The 16,257-nt window shown below is 69.0% G+C and carries 20 protein-coding genes; 7 read left to right on the forward strand and 13 right to left on the reverse strand.

Annotation, left to right across the window (positions count from 1 at the left end):
- Positions 1-43 precede the first annotated feature (43 nt).
- Entirely contained in the window at positions 44-670 is a 627-nt protein-coding gene (locus tag ACHAA4_RS09120; protein ID WP_435773858.1) for a TetR/AcrR family transcriptional regulator, read from the forward strand.
- Positions 667-1,227, forward strand: coding sequence for a hypothetical protein (locus ACHAA4_RS09125; RefSeq protein ID WP_435773859.1), 561 nt, complete (start codon positions 667-669; stop codon positions 1,225-1,227). Before ACHAA4_RS09120 ends, ACHAA4_RS09125 begins: the two co-directional genes overlap by 4 nt.
- On the opposite strand, the gene ACHAA4_RS09130 is transcribed toward ACHAA4_RS09125, so the two are convergent.
- The 5 genes from ACHAA4_RS09130 to ACHAA4_RS09150 all read right to left on the reverse strand — a co-directional run bounded on the left by ACHAA4_RS09130 (position 1,205) and on the right by ACHAA4_RS09150 (position 6,222).
- Positions 1,205-2,251 carry a CorA family divalent cation transporter gene (locus ACHAA4_RS09130; protein WP_435773860.1) on the reverse strand — a complete coding sequence of 349 codons (1,047 nt, stop codon included), beginning with the start codon at positions 2,249-2,251 and terminating at the stop codon, positions 1,205-1,207. The two genes, ACHAA4_RS09125 and ACHAA4_RS09130, sit on opposite strands and share 23 nt — an antisense overlap.
- Positions 2,252-2,394: 143 nt before the next feature.
- Positions 2,395-4,077 carry an ABC-ATPase domain-containing protein gene (locus tag ACHAA4_RS09135; RefSeq protein ID WP_435773861.1) on the reverse strand — a complete coding sequence of 561 codons (1,683 nt, stop codon included), beginning with the start codon at positions 4,075-4,077 and terminating at the stop codon, positions 2,395-2,397.
- Positions 4,074-5,129 (reverse strand): hypothetical protein, encoded by a 1,056-nt coding sequence (locus tag ACHAA4_RS09140; protein WP_435773862.1) that lies wholly within the window; start codon positions 5,127-5,129, stop codon positions 4,074-4,076. Before ACHAA4_RS09140 ends, ACHAA4_RS09135 begins: the two co-directional genes overlap by 4 nt.
- 113 nt (positions 5,130-5,242) lie before the next feature.
- Positions 5,243-5,620 carry a DUF2267 domain-containing protein gene (locus ACHAA4_RS09145; protein ID WP_435773863.1) on the reverse strand — a complete coding sequence of 126 codons (378 nt, stop codon included), beginning with the start codon at positions 5,618-5,620 and terminating at the stop codon, positions 5,243-5,245.
- A 242-nt stretch (positions 5,621-5,862) separates the two neighbouring features.
- A complete protein-coding gene (locus ACHAA4_RS09150; protein WP_435773864.1) occupies positions 5,863-6,222 on the reverse strand; it encodes a DoxX family protein in 360 nt (119 codons plus the stop codon).
- A gap of 41 nt (positions 6,223-6,263) precedes the next feature.
- On the opposite strand from ACHAA4_RS09150, the gene ACHAA4_RS09155 reads away from it, so the two are divergent.
- Positions 6,264-7,115, forward strand: coding sequence for a UbiA family prenyltransferase (locus ACHAA4_RS09155; protein WP_435773865.1), 852 nt, complete (start codon positions 6,264-6,266; stop codon positions 7,113-7,115).
- 64 nt (positions 7,116-7,179) lie between these two features.
- On the opposite strand, the gene ACHAA4_RS09160 is transcribed toward ACHAA4_RS09155, so the two are convergent.
- The 3 genes from ACHAA4_RS09160 to ACHAA4_RS09170 are packed head-to-tail and all read right to left on the reverse strand — an operon-like array spanning position 7,180 to position 10,154.
- Positions 7,180-8,328 (reverse strand): FAD-dependent oxidoreductase, encoded by a 1,149-nt coding sequence (locus tag ACHAA4_RS09160; RefSeq protein ID WP_435774036.1) that lies wholly within the window; start codon positions 8,326-8,328, stop codon positions 7,180-7,182.
- A gap of 1 nt (position 8,329) precedes the next feature.
- Positions 8,330-9,067 (reverse strand): methyltransferase domain-containing protein, encoded by a 738-nt coding sequence (locus ACHAA4_RS09165; protein WP_435773866.1) that lies wholly within the window; start codon positions 9,065-9,067, stop codon positions 8,330-8,332.
- 4 nt (positions 9,068-9,071) lie between these two features.
- Positions 9,072-10,154, reverse strand: coding sequence for a type III polyketide synthase (locus ACHAA4_RS09170; RefSeq protein WP_435773867.1), 1,083 nt, complete (start codon positions 10,152-10,154; stop codon positions 9,072-9,074).
- Positions 10,155-10,168: 14 nt separating this feature from the next.
- On the opposite strand from ACHAA4_RS09170, the gene ACHAA4_RS09175 reads away from it, so the two are divergent.
- Positions 10,169-11,485 (forward strand): acyltransferase family protein, encoded by a 1,317-nt coding sequence (locus ACHAA4_RS09175; RefSeq protein WP_435773868.1) that lies wholly within the window; start codon positions 10,169-10,171, stop codon positions 11,483-11,485.
- Here ACHAA4_RS09175 and ACHAA4_RS09180 read toward each other — a convergent pair.
- Positions 11,397-11,987 carry a mycothiol transferase gene (locus ACHAA4_RS09180; RefSeq protein WP_435773869.1) on the reverse strand — a complete coding sequence of 197 codons (591 nt, stop codon included), beginning with the start codon at positions 11,985-11,987 and terminating at the stop codon, positions 11,397-11,399. The two genes, ACHAA4_RS09175 and ACHAA4_RS09180, sit on opposite strands and share 89 nt — an antisense overlap.
- A gap of 18 nt (positions 11,988-12,005) precedes the next feature.
- Positions 12,006-12,863: an SDR family oxidoreductase gene (locus ACHAA4_RS09185; RefSeq protein ID WP_435773870.1), complete on the reverse strand. Its 858-nt coding sequence runs from the start codon at positions 12,861-12,863 to the stop codon at positions 12,006-12,008.
- A gap of 110 nt (positions 12,864-12,973) precedes the next feature.
- Here ACHAA4_RS09185 and ACHAA4_RS09190 point away from each other — a divergent pair, with 110 nt between their 5' ends.
- Positions 12,974-13,309 (forward strand): winged helix-turn-helix transcriptional regulator, encoded by a 336-nt coding sequence (locus ACHAA4_RS09190; RefSeq protein WP_435773871.1) that lies wholly within the window; start codon positions 12,974-12,976, stop codon positions 13,307-13,309.
- Positions 13,310-13,380: 71 nt separating this feature from the next.
- Here the strand turns inward: ACHAA4_RS09190 and ACHAA4_RS09195 are convergent, their stop codons facing one another.
- Complete coding sequence (locus ACHAA4_RS09195) at positions 13,381-14,064, reverse strand: alpha/beta fold hydrolase (RefSeq protein WP_435773872.1); 684 nt, start codon at positions 14,062-14,064, stop codon at positions 13,381-13,383.
- Between the two features lie 99 nt (positions 14,065-14,163).
- Between ACHAA4_RS09195 and ACHAA4_RS09200 the strand changes: the two genes are divergently transcribed.
- Positions 14,164-14,379 (forward strand): hypothetical protein, encoded by a 216-nt coding sequence (locus tag ACHAA4_RS09200; protein WP_435773873.1) that lies wholly within the window; start codon positions 14,164-14,166, stop codon positions 14,377-14,379.
- On the opposite strand, the gene ACHAA4_RS09205 is transcribed toward ACHAA4_RS09200, so the two are convergent.
- On the reverse strand, positions 14,368-14,622 hold the full coding sequence (locus tag ACHAA4_RS09205; RefSeq protein WP_435773874.1) for a hypothetical protein: 255 nt from the start codon (positions 14,620-14,622) through the stop codon (positions 14,368-14,370). The genes ACHAA4_RS09200 and ACHAA4_RS09205 overlap by 12 nt on opposite strands.
- A 172-nt stretch (positions 14,623-14,794) precedes the next feature.
- On the opposite strand from ACHAA4_RS09205, the gene ACHAA4_RS09210 reads away from it, so the two are divergent.
- Positions 14,795-15,490: a class I SAM-dependent methyltransferase gene (locus ACHAA4_RS09210; RefSeq protein ID WP_435773875.1), complete on the forward strand. Its 696-nt coding sequence runs from the start codon at positions 14,795-14,797 to the stop codon at positions 15,488-15,490.
- Positions 15,491-15,503: 13 nt separating this feature from the next.
- Here ACHAA4_RS09210 and ACHAA4_RS09215 read toward each other — a convergent pair whose 3' ends face one another.
- On the reverse strand, positions 15,504-16,184 hold the full coding sequence (locus ACHAA4_RS09215) for a haloacid dehalogenase type II (protein ID WP_435773876.1): 681 nt from the start codon (positions 16,182-16,184) through the stop codon (positions 15,504-15,506).
- Positions 16,185-16,257: the final 73 nt, after the last annotated feature.

Genomic DNA, 16,257 nt, shown 5'->3' on the forward strand with positions numbered 1-16,257 from the left:
CACGGAAACTGATACGCCCAGAAACCCGAGGAGAGGCCCGAGGATGACGCGTCAGGGGGACGCACGCCTGCATGAGCCCGTCGACCCAGTGCGCCAGGGCATCATCGAGGCGGCCGATGAGCTCTACTACGCCCATGGCTTCCGCGCCGTGGGCATGGATGCGCTGCGTCAGCGCGCCGGAGTCTCGCTCAAGCGCCTCTACACGGTGTTCCCATCCAAGGAGTCCATCGTGCTCGCGGTCCTGGACTACCGCCACCAGATGTGGGCCGACGAGATCGCCGCCGCGGTGGCGAAGGAGGTCACCCCTCGGGAGCGGCTGCTGGCGATCTACGACTACCTCGCCGGGTGGTTCCGCTCGGACTCCTTTCGTGGCTGCGTGTTCATCAACGCCTTCGGGGAGCTGGCCGCCGAATCTCCCGCCGTGGCCACCAAGGCCGCCGACCACAAGCGTGACTTCCGCCGCTTCATGGAGCGGCTCGCGACCGAGGCGGGGTTCTCCGAGGAGCTGGGGGACCAGCTGATGCTGCTCGCCGAAGGTGCGCAGACCACCGCGGCGATCACCGGAGACTCCTCGATGGCGCTCAAGGCACGTCGTGCCGCAGAGGCGTTGCTGCGCGCAGAGGCGTTGCTGCGCGCCGAGGCGTCCGCGCAGGCCCAGTCCGCGTCATGAGCAGGTCCACGGCGCTGCTCTGGTGGGCCGGCCTGCTGGGTCTGCTCAATGCGGCGCCGAGCTACTACTGGGCCTTCGGCGGAGGCGTGCTGCTAGAGACCATCGGAACCTGGCTCATCGACCTGCGGGACGAGCTGCCGGTCCTGACCGGCCTCGCCCTGCTCGGGATCGCAGTGAGCAAGACCCTCGCGGTGCTGATCCCGCTGGCCGCAGCCCACCTGCTGAGGTTTCGAGTGCGGCCGTCACGTGACCTGCGAACCGTCGCCGCCGGCTCACGGGGGTCTCCTTACGCGGCGTCCCGCCGGCTGGCATCGAGCAGACTCAGCCGGCGCCCGGACCTGTGGTGGAACGTCTCCCGGCTGATCGCCGCGGCGCTGATCATCTACGGGGCGGCTGGTCTGCTGGTCAACGCCGGTCTGCTGCTGTGGCCCGGGCTGGATCTGCAGGATCCCACCGCCCGGCTCGGTCAGGCGCTGCTCTGGTATCCGATGCTGCTGGTCTGGGGGCTGGTGCTGGCCGCGGGCCTGCGCCGGGTCAGAGCCACTCCCGCCGCTTGAAGACCGCCCACAGGGTCACACTGAGACCGACCATCAGCGCCACCGCCACCGGATAGCCCCAGGCCCAGCCGAGTTCGGGCATATTCCGGAAGTTCATCCCGTAGATCGAAGCGATCAGCGTCGGCGCGAAGAGGATGGCGGCCCAGGCCGAGATCTTCTTGCTCTGCTCACCCTGGGCATAGGAGGCGTCGGCGAGCCGGCGCGTGGCCTCGTTCTGCTCGATGGTCAGCAGGGTCGAATGCAGCGCCACGGCATTCTCCAGATGCGACCGCAGCAGCTCCACCCGGTCCCGCATCCGGCGGGTCCGCATGATCAGATCGGCCCAGGTGGAGGACTCCTCGCCGGGACTGCTGGACTCCGCGGCGTCGGCGGCGCGCTCGGTGGCCGCAGACTCCAGGGGGCGCAGCGCCCAGTCGAAGCGATGCACCTTCTGGAGCAGCTGGTAGATCCGGTGCGAGAGCTCCGCGTCGAGCCGGGCCTCCTGGAACAGAATCCCCTCCATAGCCTCGATCGCGTTCTCGAGCTCATCCAGCGCCACCGGGTATTCTCGCAGCACCACACCGAGCAGGCCCGCGACAGCATCCGAAGCGGTCACCGAAGACCGGGGCCGAGACCGCAGCGCATTCTCCAGCAGATTCTGCAGGCCCAGCGGCGCCTGCCCCGCCTCGACGGCCTGGACGGTCACCAGGAGTCCGGCTGCGGTGAGGACGCGCAGCTCCGAGAAGCGAAACCTCGTGGTCTGGGGTGACTCCTCGGTGCTGGTGGTCACCCGGTGGAGCACCGTGGCCACCGATGCGGGGGAGGAGGTATGCAGGGGAAGCCGGCTGCGGTTTCCGCAGAGGAACTCGTGCTGGGATTCGCGCAGGCCCAGTGCCGCCGCGGTGTCCGCGAAGTCCGGAAGGTCCTCCCCGGCGAGGTCGACCCAGAGCAGCGTCGTCTCGGGGCTGCTCTCGGGGGCGTCCATCAAGGACTCCACTGCGGAGCTCGACCCGTCGGCGGTGAACCGCCGCATGGTGATGGCCACTGCGCCCCCTGGGATGCCGGGGAGATCAGGACCTCCCTGATGCCCGGCTGGATCTCAGGGTAGCTCAGCGCTGGTCATGCCGGACGCTCGCAGGACCTGCGTGGGCGGACCAGCGTGACCGGACCTGCGTGGATCAGGACCGCTCAGTGCAGCGACATGTCGCGGTACCGGTTGATCGCAGCATGGATCTCATGGGTCCGGGGCCGGGCCAGGTGACCGGGATGCCCGCGGTGCGGGGAGAGCGCGTCCAGTCCTTCCACGTCGAGCCGTTCCACGAGCGCCGCGACCAGGGTGGGGACGTCGCGTTCACCATCGGCCTCCTCGGCGAGACGGTCCAGCGCCTTAGCCAGCGCTTCGGTCTGCGCCGGGTCCACCAGCTGAGCCACCGCGGTGAGGTCGATGTCCTCGCGGCCGTACTGGATCATCCGGTGACCGCGGCTGCGGGCGGGCTTGGGCTTCTTCCTCGGGTGCAGCGAGGCGCGACGCGGGACCCTGGCCGGGACGTCGGAGAAGACGGCTGAGTCCGAGGCTGCTGGGTGCGTCGTCGTCTGGTGGTCTGCGGCGATCCGGTGCGCCCGTGCGGTGACCTCGCGCAAGTGATAGTCCTGCAGCGCGATGACCTGGTCGGCGACCTCGAAGAACGCGCCGGAGCCGCCGGCGACCAGCACCGTGGAGACCCCGCGCTCGGTGAAGAGCGGACGGACCCGGTCCACGAAGGGCGTGATCGGTTCCCGATCGGCGGGGATGAGCTGGCGCATCCGGTCATCGCGGATCATGAAGTTCGTCGCCGAGGTGTCCTCGTCGATCAGCAGGGCGCGGGCTCCCGCCTCAACGGCCTCGACCAGGTTGGTGGCCTGGGAGGTCGAGCCCGACGCGTTGGTGCTGGAGAAGCTGCGGGTGTCGGCTCCGGAGGGCAGCCCGGAGATGAAGGGGGAGATGTCGACGCCGACGGCGCTGCGGCCGTCCTCAGCGCGGATGGAGACGGCGGAGGGTTCGGTGATGACCCACTCGCGGCCGTCGCCGGCGATGTGCGGGTAGACGCCGCGTTCGATGGCGCGCAGCAGGGTCGATTTGCCGTGATAGCCCCCGCCGACGATCACGGTGACCCCTTCGGGCACGCCCATCCCGGTGACCTCTCGGCCGCTGGGCAGGGTGAAGCTGCGGCGCAGCGCCGCGGGGCTGGTGAACTCGACCGCGTCGGCGCCGAGGGGCAGATCGGAATCTCCGGCCCGGCGGGGAAGCACGGAGCCGTCGGCCGCGAAGGACACCAGTTTCGACGCGCTGAGCTGGGAGCGCAGGTCCTCCTGGTCACGCAGCAGTGTCACGTGGTCGCGCAGCGCCTCGGCATCCAGGCTGGCGTGAAGCAGCGAGGCCTCCGCGATGCTGGGCAGGGTCTCGGTGAGCAGCCGGGCGGCTTTGCGGCCCAGCGCCTTGCGGCCCGCTGCAGGCAGCGCCACGGCGAGCCGTGCGGTGATCGCCTCGTCGGTGATGACCACGCTGGTGCGTTCGAGCACCTGCTGTCCGGGACGGCCGATGCTGATGCCTTCGGCGCCGGCACCCAGGGCCTCGGCGAAGGCGCGGGTGAGGAAGTCACTCGCGGCGATCCGGCCGAGCCGGTCATCGAGCAGCTCGAGCGGGAGGGCCGCGTCGTCGCGGGAGACGCTGAGCTGCATCAACGAGGGTGGCGCGAACGGGTCCACCTGGACCTTGTCCACATGCAGCGTGAAGCGGCCGAGGTCGTAACGACCGCGCAGCTGCTTATACGAGGCGTAGCCCCGGCCGTCGATCGAGGTCAGGGTCTGCAGCAGGGTCTTCTGATCGCTCATGCGCTCTCCGTGTATTCGCGCTGGCGTTCGCGCTGTCCGTGGGTCAGCCGGCGCAGGTCTACGCCGGAGTCGAAGCTTGATCCGATGGCGCCCGCGAAGACGCCCATTCCGGCGCTGAACCAGGCGATGTTCAGGTAGTTCATGAGGGTGACCTCGCTGCCGATGGTCATCGACATATATTCGGCGTCGATGATCACCAGTCCTGCCAGGAAGATGACCCCGACCAGGAAGAGGTAGAGCATCAGGATGCAGGCCAGCAGGGTGATCGCGGTGGACCCGTTGTAGAGGGTGACCACGGTCGCCAGGCTGCGGTTCTTGGGCCGGTCCCAGAGTCCGTCGCGGATGATCAGCCAGATGATCATGGTGATCACCGCGGCGAGTCCGACCAGTACCAGCCGCAGCGGGCTCAGCGCGTCGGCCATCTGCCAGATCGAGCTGTAGAAGATCCCGAACGCGCCGGTGGCGGCACCTGCGGCCAGGGCGCTGGAGAGCTTCGGGACGGTGGGCAGCGGATCGTTTCCCAGCACCATGCCGAGCATGGTGCGGGGACCGCCGGTGATGGTGTGGGCGAACAGACCCAGCCCGTCACCGCGTTCGGTGGACTTCCACTGGCTCCAGCGCTGGTCGTACTTCTTCGGATCCGGGCCGGCTCCGGAGGGGAGCAGGCGCAGCAGCGAACTGGTGAAGACCTTGCGGATGCGACTCCTCGTGGCCCAGGCCCCCAGGGTCGGACAGGACACGATCGCAACCCTGTTGTCGGGGAAGATCTCGGAGATCAGCGGGTGGCCCTTGGTGTGGCGGGGGATCTCGGTGAGCATGATGACCGCGTCGGCCTCGGCGTGATCTTCTTCCATCTCGCGCACCGCGTCGATGTCCAGGGTGGCGTCGGGGCGGATGCGCAGCATGCGGGTCTCCGAGGAGACGGTGACCTCGCCGGTGAGGAGCTTGCGCGCTTCCTCAGCAAAGTCTTCCTGGATGGATTTCACGCGCCGGGTGGGAAGACCCGGGTCGGCGAGTAGCCGGATGTGGAACGGTTTCGCGGGTTCAGACACAGCCTCAGGTGCTCCTTAGCTGTTGGGGTGGTGGCCTCACGGGATGAGGTCACCCGCCCGCTGGGCCGGTGGCCCAGCGGGAGATGCCCATGAAGTGGGCGGGCGAGCACGCTCTAGGCGAAGAGCGGTGCGAAGCCGGTGGGAAGCTGCGAGCGCAGATCCTTGATCTCACCCTCGGAGACGGAGTCCGAGAGCGTGGAGAACACTGCCTTCACCTGGGGGAGGGCTTCTTCGGTGCCGAGGCCCGACTCAAGCTTACTCGCGACGCGACGCAGGAACTCATCGACATCGTCGACGGTGTCGGTTCCGGCGTTGGCCGTCAGCGGCGCCTTCAGCTCCTCCGGCAGCTGGGCTGCGAGGTTGCTCGCTTCGCCGCCCTTGAGCCGCTTGCCGAGATCCTCCAGCACCACGTTCACCAGCTGGCTGGCCTGGTCGCGATCCTCGGGACCGCCCTTATCGGTGACGGTCTTCAGAAATTCGTCGTGGCGCATATGGTGCTCCTTCGCTTGCGGTGGCCAGTGGGCCTTGCGCGGAGACGAGAACGTCCGCTCCCACGTACCGGCAGGGTTCACGCGCTGCCGACGGGCCCGACTGGCCGATCCCTCCACCGTAAACACGGGACCCCCGCCGCTGTCGAACCACAGGTCTCATCGGCAGTCACACACGTGGCGCAGGCCATATGGCCCACGTCTCACCAGGGGTCCTGCGGCTCAGACATCCCGCGCGGTGCGGCCTATGCCTCGCGGGCGATCCGCCAGGCTGTGCGGACCAGGGGCACCTGCAGCGGCAGCCGGGCCAGGGCGATGGTCCGCGCCGTCGGCCGGTGCCAGTATCGCTTCACCGAATAGATGTTCGCCGGGTAGACGGCGAGCATCAGCGCCGCGGTGCAGACCCCGCCCGCCCGTCGGGTCGCCGGAACCGCGAGCAGCGCCGCGCAGCCGAGCTCGGCGACCCCGCTGGCGTAGGTGATCAGACGCCGGTCGCCCAGCTGCGGCGGGACGATGGCGTCGAAGGGCCCCGGCCGCAGGAAATGCATGGTCCCGGCGACACCGAGGAGTGCGGCCATCGATGTTGCGCGCTGGGTGCTGTTCATGGGTCCTCCGGGGTGGGATATCGGGGTGAGAGACTGAGCTGATGACGATCCTGACAGTGACTCGAGGCTTGTGGGGATCCTCTCATCCCGGACCGACCGTGGTGGTGACGGTGCTCGCCGCCGCGCTCGCGGTCTCGACCGGACTGGCGGTGGAGCGGATCGCGCTCCTGGCGGCCGCGGTGTTCCTCGGTCAGCTCTCGGTGGGCATCTCCAACGACGCCTTCGACGCGGAGCGGGATCGCGCCGTCGGACGCACCGACAAGCCGATCGCACGCGGGGACCTCAGCGTGCGCGCCGCCTGGGCGGCCGCGATCGGCTGCCTGGTGCTCGCGCTGCTGCTCTCGGCTCCGCTGGGTCTCGGGGTTCTCGGTGCGCACGCGGTCTTCCTGGCAGCCTCCTGGGCCTACAACGCCGGGCTCAAGGCCACGGTGTTCTCCCTGGCCCCGTTCCTGCTCGCCTTCGGACTGTTCCCGTCCATTGCGACCCTGGCGGCACCGGACGCGGCGTTCGCCGCGGGCTGGGCCTGGTTCGCCGGGGCGGCCCTGGGTGCCGCGATCCACCTGACGAATGTGCTCCCCGACCTCGACGACGACGCCCGCACCGGCATCACCGGCCTCCCGCACCGGCTCGGTGCCCGCCCCTCGGCGGCGCTGGCGGCCACGGCGGTGCTCGCGGGCGGGGTCGCGGTCACCGCCGGGGCCGCCGAGTGGCAGCTGCAGCAGGTCCCCCTGGTCTCCTGGGTGTTCTTCGTCCTGGTCAGCGCGGTGGCGCTGCTGTCGCTGGGCATGGCGCTGCGAGCCCGATCAGGGCGCGTGCTCTTCCGGCTGGTGATGCTGGCGGCGCTGCTGCTCGCCGCCCAGCTGGTGGTGGCCGGCGGCTCGCTGGCCGGCTGAGCATCGGACTGGCTGAGGTCAGCGTGGCTGAGGTCAGGCCGGTCGAGACTCGTGCCGACCGGGGTCAGGCCCCGGCGTCGAAGCCCATCGCGTAGGCATGTGCGAAGAGCCGGCCGGCACCGGGTCCCAGCATCAGGCGCACACCATGGCGGCGTGCGGCGTCCGCCGTCGGGCTCAGCGGTCGGCCGAGCCGGGTGTTCAGCGCCGCCAGCTGGGCCGCCCTGCGGGCAGAACGCAGCCGCGCGCCTTCCCACTCTCGGAGCTGCGGCTCTGGAGCGGTGCCGGTGCGGACCCAGGTGGTGAGCAGCGGAGCCAAGGTCGCGGCATCGAGCAGTCCCAGGTTCATCCCCTGGCCTCCGATCGGACTGACCTCATGGGCGGCGTCGCCGATCACCAGCAGCCGCTGATTGCGCAGCGCCGGCGCCACGAAGCGGCGCACCCCGAAGCCGCTGACCGCCCCGGTGAGCGGCTGGCCGTGGGCTGCCAGTACGCGTTCCATCCGGTCGCGCTGCGCGGCGGGCTCCTGAGAGGCGGGATGTTGGTGAACCGGGTTCTGAGGGGCGCCCGAGGAGTCCCAAGCGACGAACCGGCGTCGTCCCTGCGGCAGCGGGAAGGATTCCAGCACCCCGGAGGGCTCGAGGTGGACGACGGCGGTGCGCGCGTCCCGCGGCTCGCCGACCTGGTCCTCCGGCACGACCGCATCGGTCATCAGGTATCGATCCGGGTAGGTGTGCGCGAGTGGGGCCTGGTAGACCAGCTCACGGGAGCGCTGTCCTCCAGCGAGCACCACCAGCGGAGCGCGGCGGGTTCCGGCGCCGGTGTCGACCTCGACGTGCTCGGCGGTGGTGCGCAGCGCGTCGACGCTGATCCCGCGCTGTGGCACCGGCGCGATCTGGGAGAAGACCGACTCGGTGCCGGACTGCGGAAGGGTGGCGACAAAGGGAAATCGGGTGGAGAGTCGGTCGAAGCGCACCTCTCCGAGCATCCTCCCCTGTGAGTGCGCCTCCCCTCGGGGCACCCGCACGGCCTGCTCGAGCAGTCCTGCGGTGAGCCCGGAGTCCTCCAGGGCGGCGAGCACCGGGGCGTGGACTCCGATGGCGCGGCTGTCCCCGCTGCCCGCGCCTCGCTGTTCCAGGATCTCCACATCGATTCCGGCGCGGCGCAGCAGCCCGCCCAGCAGCAGTCCCACCGGGCCGGCGCCGATCACGATCACCTCAGCCAAGGCCGGGCGCCTCCGCGATCAGGCGGAACCGAGCCGGAGTGCTCACGGTCCATCCGGTGCCCAGGGCGGCGGCGAGCTCCTCGCGCCGGTAGCTGCGCCGGATCGAGCGCAGCCCGTCGGTGCGCAGGAAGGTCCCGGGTGCCAGTGGGGTGATGCCGAGCGAATAGAGGCTGTAGGCGAGTCGACCCCTGGCGATGTCGCTGTGCAGCACGGTCCCGGTGGAGAGTCGCCTGGAGGCCTCGGTGAAGTCGAGCAGCCCTGGTGCGTCGAGGTGGTGGAGCACATGGTTGGACACCACGACGTCGAAGCGCTCGCCTGCGGCCAGCAGCGCCTCGGCATCGGCGCAGAGGAACCGCACCGGTGGTGCTCCCTCAACGCCCTGAGCGCGCTGGAGCCGCTGGTCCTGGGTGTTCTGCGCCGCCTCGTGGGCCCGTGGATCCGGGTCCGCCCCGGTCCACTCCACAGGCAGGCCGTCTCGAGCGGCCAGCTGCGCGAGGCGGGTCACCACGTCTCCACCGCCGGAGCCCAGATCAAGCACCCGGGCGGGCCTGTCCAAGCGCAGCAGCGTCGGGCGCAGTCGTCGACGGTAGACCTGGTCCCAGCCGGAGATCAGCCGGTTGACCAGGTAGAACCGGCGCAGGGTCGCCTCGAGCCGCACCGGATCGCAGTCCGGGTCATCCATGAGCTCGCGCAGCTGTTCATCGCGGACGGAGAGTTTGACCGGGCTCATCGGGTCACCGGGTCTTGCGCAGCAGCGCGGATTCCACGGTGAGCCCGGGTCCGAAGGCCAGGGCAGCGATCCGCCCGCTGGCCTCGGGGTCCGCGAGCAGCCGGCGCAGGATGAACAGGATGGTCGCGCTGGACATGTTGCCGTGGTCGCGCAGCACCGCACGGGAGGCATCCAGCGCGGTGGGATCGAGCGCCAGCCCGGTCTCCACCCGGTCCAGCACGCTGCGTCCTCCGGGGTGCACGGCCCAGCGTGCGGGGGCCTCCTCCGCGCCGAGGAACCGGTCGACGGCGGCGCGGATCTCGCGTCCGATGATCCGGGGCACCTCTGCGGAGAGGCGCATGTTGAACCCGCGATCCCCGATGGTCCAGACCATGTCGGTCTCACCCTCGCTGGTCAGCGCGGTGGCGAACCGCTCCATGGCGATCCCACCGGGGGTGCCGAGGGTCTCGTCTGCGGTGACCACCGCGGCTGCGGCGCCGTCGGCGAAGACCGAGGCCGCGACGATCTGTTCGGAGTCCGCGGTGTCGCGGATGTGCAGCGAGCACAGCTCCACGCACACGACGAGCACCACGGCCGCGGGCTCGGCGGCGGTGATCTGGGAAGCGGTGCGCAGCGCGGGGAGCGCAGCGGCGCAGCCCATGAATCCCAGGTGGCTGCGTTCCACGGTGTCCGGCAGGCCGAGGTCGCGGATCAGCCGGAAGTCCAGCCCCGGGGCGAAGAATCCGGTGCAGGAGACGGTGACGACGTGGGTCACCTGGCTCGGGGCCAGGGCCGCCTCGGTGAGTGCCGTGCGGGCGGCGTCGGAGGCGAGGTCCGGTGCGGCCTCTCGGTAGAGGTCGTTGCGGGTGCCGGTGGTGGGGGCCAGCAGCGTGGAGCCCTCGCCGACGAACACCCCGTCCGGGGTGCCGCCCAGGCCGGTGAGCACCGAGTGTCGGGTCTCGATGCCTGCGGCGTCGAAGGCGGCCCCGATGAGTCGACGGGTCAGCCGGCTGTTCTCGGGCTGGTCCGCGAAGAAGGCACGCAGATCCTGCTGGGGCACCGAGGTCGCCGGGAGCGCCGTGCCGATGGAGATGATGCGCGCGGACATGTCACCACTAAACCATGACGACGACCCTCGCGGCCGTCGAGGACGGAACGGAGGACACGAAAGCAGGAAAAGTGCTTGCCGAATCGATGCGGCTGGTATTTGATGATCGCGTGAGACCAGATTCGGTGCAGCCGGCACGGGACGCCACCATCGACATCGCCAAGGCGCTGGCGATCATCCTGATCGTGCTTGGCCACGTGTGGCGGGCGTTCGAGCCGGCAGGTCTGGTGCAGGACCCGCTGCTGACCCAGGTGGATTCGGTCATCTACATGTCGCACCTGTCGGTCTTCGCCTTCCTGGCGGGACTCTTCGTGGCATCAGGGATGCGTCGCGACGGTGAGTGGCACTATGCCAGATCCCGATCGGTGACCTTCCTCTGGCTCTATTTCCTGTGGTCCACGCTGCAGCTGCTCATGAAGATCGGCGCGGGCTCGGCCGTGAACGATCCGGTGGATCCGGTCGAGCTGCTCATCATCTGGGAGCCGAAGGAACAGTTCTGGTTCTTCGGCTGGATCACGGTGATGATGCTGCTCACCGCCGCTGCGAAGCCCTGGCGCAGCCAGCGGGCCGCCGTCGTGACGCTGAGCCTGGCCGCTCTCGGTTCCGCCGCGGTGTGGGGCCTGAACTGGAGGATCCTCGGCGGAGAAGGGCTGGCGCTGACCATCTTCTTCTTCCTCGGAGTGGTGCTCACCGGCAGGCGACTGCTCAGCTGGGTGCAGCAGGTGCACATGGGCTGGGCCGTGGTCGTCGTCATCGGGGCCGGGACCGTATGGGTGGTGCTGGGCTACACGCTGCTGGCCACCCCGCCCACCGCCTACGGTGGCATCCGCACGCCTGCGCGCGTGGGGCTCGGGTTCATCGCCTCGACTGCCGGAGTACTCGCGATCCTCGCGGTGGCCCTGCTGCTGGCGCGGATGGGGGCCCGCACCCGCTGGCTGGCGCGCATCGGGGAGCTGTCCCTGGTGATCTTCGTGGCGCACGTCTTCTTCACCGCGAGCACCCGGATCGTGCTCAGCATGCTCGGGGTGGAGGCCCTCACCCCGCACGTGGTCCTGCCGACCCTGTGCGGGGTGATCGGGCCGCTGGTGATCTACGCGGTGGCGCAGCGGCTCGGACAGGACTGGCTGTTCGAGGCCCCGGAGTGGCTGCGTCAGCTCACCGGGGCCGCCCGATCAGAGGCTGCAGCGTCAGCCGCCCCCGAACTCGGTGGACCTACGCTCGGTGGACCTGCGCTCGGTGCGCCTACGCCCGGCGATCCTCGGACTGAGGGTTCCCCACCGGAGGCTTCCCAGGCCGAGCCTCCTCAAACGCGTCCGGATCCATCCCGGTGATGTAGGCGGCCTGGGCGAGGTGCGCCATGGCGTCCAGCGAGATGCTGATCAGTCGCGCCGCCCGGGTGACCGGCGGGTCCCAGTCGGTGTCGATCACCTCCTCGAGGTCCGCTTCATCCAGAGAGTCCAGGTAGGACAGCTGGGCCTCGACGACGGCGCGCAGATGCTCCACGAGCAGGTCGGGATCGCTGACTTGGATCCGGCGTGCCTCGGTGCCGGTATGGCCGAATCCCATCTCGTGGTCGTCGAGGTCCAGGCCGAACCGTTCTGCGAATCCCTGCGCGGTCCAGACCGGCTGCTGTCCGGAGAGGCTGGCGAGCTGCTCATCGACCTCTCGGGCCGAGTGCCAGAGCAGCCAGGCGATGGAGTTGTTGTGATGCGGGTGCGCGTCGAGCACCCTATGCGTCAGGGTCGGGCGCAGCGCCTGCGCCTCCTGTAGCGGGCGGCGAGCGATGTCCTTGAGAATCTCGATGCTGTTCATGGTGATCACCTGTTCTTCCATGGTGGGGAGTAGCTGCGTTCAGTCGGCAAGCAGGGCGCTGACGTGCCGCTTCAGCGTCGTCGTCGGACGTCCGAGGAGCCGGGCGAGCGTGCCGTCCGAGTCAGCGAGCAGCCCGTCGGCGATGTTCGCGTCCAGTGCCGTGACGAAGCCCGCGGTGCCCTCATCGAGGCCGAAGCTCTTCAGTGCGGCGAGGTGCTCCTCGGTGGAGACCTGCTGCACGCTCACCTCGCGTCCGGAGACCTCCGTGATGGTCGCGGCCAGCTCATCGAAGTCCCACGGCTGATCGCCGCTGAGCTCCAGGATGGCGCCGTCGTGCTCATCGCTGAGCAGCACCACGGCGGCGGCTTCGGCGTAGTCACGGCGCGGGGCGCTGGCGATCTTGCCGCCGGCGGTGCTGGTGAGCAGGGCGCCGGTGGCGACCCCCTGACGGATGGTGTCGTCGTAGTTCTCGGTGTACCAGCTGTTGCGCAGCACGGTGTGGGTCAGTCCGGAAGCAGCCAGGAGCTCCTCGGTGGCCTTGTGCTCCGGGGCGAGCACCAGCGCGGAGGTCGAGGCCTTAGGGGCGCTGGTGTAGACCACGGTGGCGCTGACCTGCCGCGCGGCGTCGATCACGGCCTGGTGCTGGGCGACCCGCTGGCCCACCTCGTTGCCGGAGATCAGCAGGATCTTCTCTGCATCGGCGAAGGCCGCCTCGAGCGTGGCCGGATCGTCGTAGTCGATGCGCGCGGTGCGCACGCCCAGGGTGGCGAGGTCACTCAGGGCGTCGGGGCTGCGCCCGCCGGCGACGATGTCGGAGGGTGCGGCCCCTCGGGCCAGCAGCTGCTCGATGACCTGGCGGCCGAGATGGCCGGTGGCTCCGGTGACGACGATGCTCATATGTGTTCTCCTTCGATTCTGGCACCCGTGTGGTGTCCTGCTGGGGTCAACCGTGCTCGATCGCAATCGCTTCCCAAAAGTTAGTACGCACTTTAAGGTAAGTTGCTGTCATGACCGTCGTCTCAGTTCTCAGCGCCAACTGCCCCAGCCGTACCCTGCTGGAACACGTCACCAGCAAGTGGGGCGTGCTGGTGATCTTTGCGCTCGCTCAAGATTCAGCGCGATGGAGTGAGCTGCGCCGCACCATTGAAGGGGTCAGCGAGAAGATGCTGGCGCAGACCCTGAAAGTGTTGGAGTCGGACGGATTCGTCGCGCGGTTGGATCACGGCACCATCCCACCGCGGGTGGAGTACTCGCTGACCGGCGCGGGGGAGGAGCTTGCAGCGCATCTGCTCCCGCTGTTGAGCCTCATCGAGGACCATGTCAGCACCCGGGAAGAGCAGTGAGACCGAGGGCTTCTCGGCAAAGGCCGTCCGCAGTGGGCGGATCAGCAGCGAGCTGCCGCCCGGTCTCCGGCTCATGATCCAGCGCCGCTGAGTGAGCTGATGGCGGCCGCGACGACTCTCGGGTGCGAGAGCATCGGCAGATGTCCGGCGGGCACGTCGAAGGTCTCAGTGGGGTTGAGCCGAGCGGCGAAGCGCCGCTGCAGGGTCGGGGGCATCTCAGGGTCCTCGGTGGTCAGGAGGTATCCGCGCGCAGGCAGCGCGCACAGGGCGGCAGGGTCTGCGGCACAGCTGGTGAAGTACTCGCGCGGCTCCGGTGACAGGTCGTCGACGAGGCGCTGGGTGGTGATCTCATCCAGACCGGCGCCGAGGCCTTTTCGGATCGAGGACTCTGGGGGCCGGGTCCCGACCACCCGCATCACCACCGGTAGGACCAGCCGCTGCAGGAACGGCATCGAGGTGACGAAGCATGCGTCTTCCCGGGGGACGACGGCGGCGATCCCGAGCACCCCGGTGATGCGTCCCGGCACGGCGGAGAGGACGAGGTCGGCGGCGACCACTCCGCCCGAGGAATGCGCGACCAGCATGAACCTCTCGGCAGGGGCCGCCTCCAGGGCGGCCCGGGCGTAATCAGCCACAGACGTGCCTGTGTCAGGTCGTGGCGCCACGCGTGTCGGGGCCTCCACCAGGGACCGGACCTCGTCCCAGATCCAGGAGGGGAGTCCGGCGCCGGAGAGGAACAGCAGGGGAGTGGACATGGGGTCGATGCTAGGAACAGCAGGCGTGAAGCGGAAGGTTCAGTCTGCCGCGGCTCTCCAGCCCGCCACGCAGAACCCCAGCTCGATAGGCTGTTCGGCATGACGGAATCGGATGAGTTTCCCGGGGACCTCGGCCTCGACGGCGCGACCGAGTCTCACCTGCCCAATCCGTTCGGCACGGCGGCCCAGCTCATCCCGGCCTCGTCCAGAGACATCGAACACATCCACATGGACCTGATGTATCAACGGATCGCCGACAACACTGGACCGCCGCGCGCCTTCGCGACGCGGTACCTTGAGGATTCAGTCACCTGAACGGAGCTGCGCGCGATGCAGGATGTAGCGGGCGGTGCTCAGCGTCAGATCTGGGCGCTGCCGGCGCAGAGCCGCGATCGCCTGCAGCTCGTGCCCCGGGCTGACCTGTGCCTGTCGGAGTGCCTCATGGGCCCAGGCGGAGGCGTGGTCTTCGTCGGTGAATCCTGCGTCACGGATCGCGATCCGCTGATCTCGCCGATCCCCGAAGATCTTGTGCTTCAGGTTCTCTGTCCGTGTACCCATGAACTCAAGACTATTGCTGGTCCTCCGGGGCTTATCCAACCATTCTCCGCGGGATCGTTCACTGTTCTGCTCGAAAACCAATGAGTGTTGTTCCAGGCAACTGGACGCGGATGTGCTGGGATGGGCGAAGCAGGGGGTCCGAATGCCGTGAGTATGAATGGGAGTTCATGCAATGCAGACAGCACCCTACGACAGCTTCGCCTCAGCCTACGCCGCAGACAACGAAGTAAATTTCGTGAACGGGCACTATGAACGCCCCGCGATGATCGACCTGGTGGGAGATGTGGACGGGCGCCGAGTGCTCGATGCCGGCTGTGGCTCCGGGCCGCTCGCCGCCGCGCTGATCGACCGGGGCGCCGACGTCGTCGGATTCGATCTGAGCCCAGCCATGGTGGAGATCGCCCGGCAGCGGCTCGGCACAGACGTGGACCTGCGCGTGGCAGACCTCGGCGAGCCGCTGCCCTACGCGGACAGCTCCTTCGATGACGTGGTCGGGTCCCTGGTGCTGCACTACCTCGAGGATTGGACGTCACCGCTGGCGGAGCTGCACCGGGTGCTCAAGCCCGGAGGTCGGTTGATCCTCTCGGTGAATCACCCTTACGTGTACATGCTCAACTACCCGAAGGCCGACTACTTCGCGACGACCCAGTTCTCCGATCAGTTCACCTTCGCGGGCGAAGAGGCGACGCTGACCTACTGGCATCGACCCCTGCCGGCGATCACCTCGGCCTTCACGGAGGCCGGATTCGACATCGCATCGGTCAGCGAGCCGCCCTATGATCCGGAGACACCTCTCGAGCTGATCCCACCGCCACTGGTGGGACGGTCGTTCATCTGCTTCATGTTCTTCGTGCTCGAGGCGCGGTGAGCGAGGTTGGAGCTCAGCCCCCGGACACCTCGAGGATCTCCGCGAGACCCACCAAGTGCTCAGCTTCGATCTCCGGGGCCTGGAAATAGCTCGGATACGCCGCCCCGGTGCGATTGATCCACGCCGTCCGAAGACCTGCCGTCGCGGCCCCGTGGATGTCCCAAGGGTGCACCGCGACCAGCATGAGCTCATCCACGCGTCGTCCGGTCTGCCCCGCGGCATACTCGTAGGCCTCCCGAGCAGGCTTCCACAGCGGTGCCTCCCCGACGCTGAGGCACTGCGAGAAGAGCTCCCGCACGCCGCCGCGGGCCAGCAGGGACTCCGCGATCGCCGCCGATCCGTTGCTCAGCGTGACCAGCTCTGCACTCCGGCGCAGAGCCGCGACGCCCGGCACGACATCGGGATGAAGCTCGAGGTGGGTGAAGACCTCCAGGACTCGGTCCGCCTGCCCAGGGTCATCGCGAGCTCCAGGGGCCATATCCAGGTGGCGGCGCAGGGCGTCGCGAGCGATCACCACGAAATCTGGATTCTCTCCGGTGGCGGTCAGTGCGAACCCGTCGCGGAGCACCTCGGTGAACCACAGCGACGCCCCCGCAGCCGGCATCCCCGCCTCCTCGAACGCCCCCACCAGGGGACCCATATCGGACAGCGTCTCGTTGACATCGAAGAGCACCACGGGCGGGGAGACAGTCATGGACCCCTTCCTACCACGGGCGGGGCGCCGAGCGCCCGGGATCCAGCCCGGGCCCCCGGCGCTCAGGGGCGCT

This window comes from Nesterenkonia maliinae, assembly GCF_051262655.1.
Lineage (GTDB): Bacteria > Actinomycetota > Actinomycetes > Actinomycetales > Micrococcaceae > Nesterenkonia.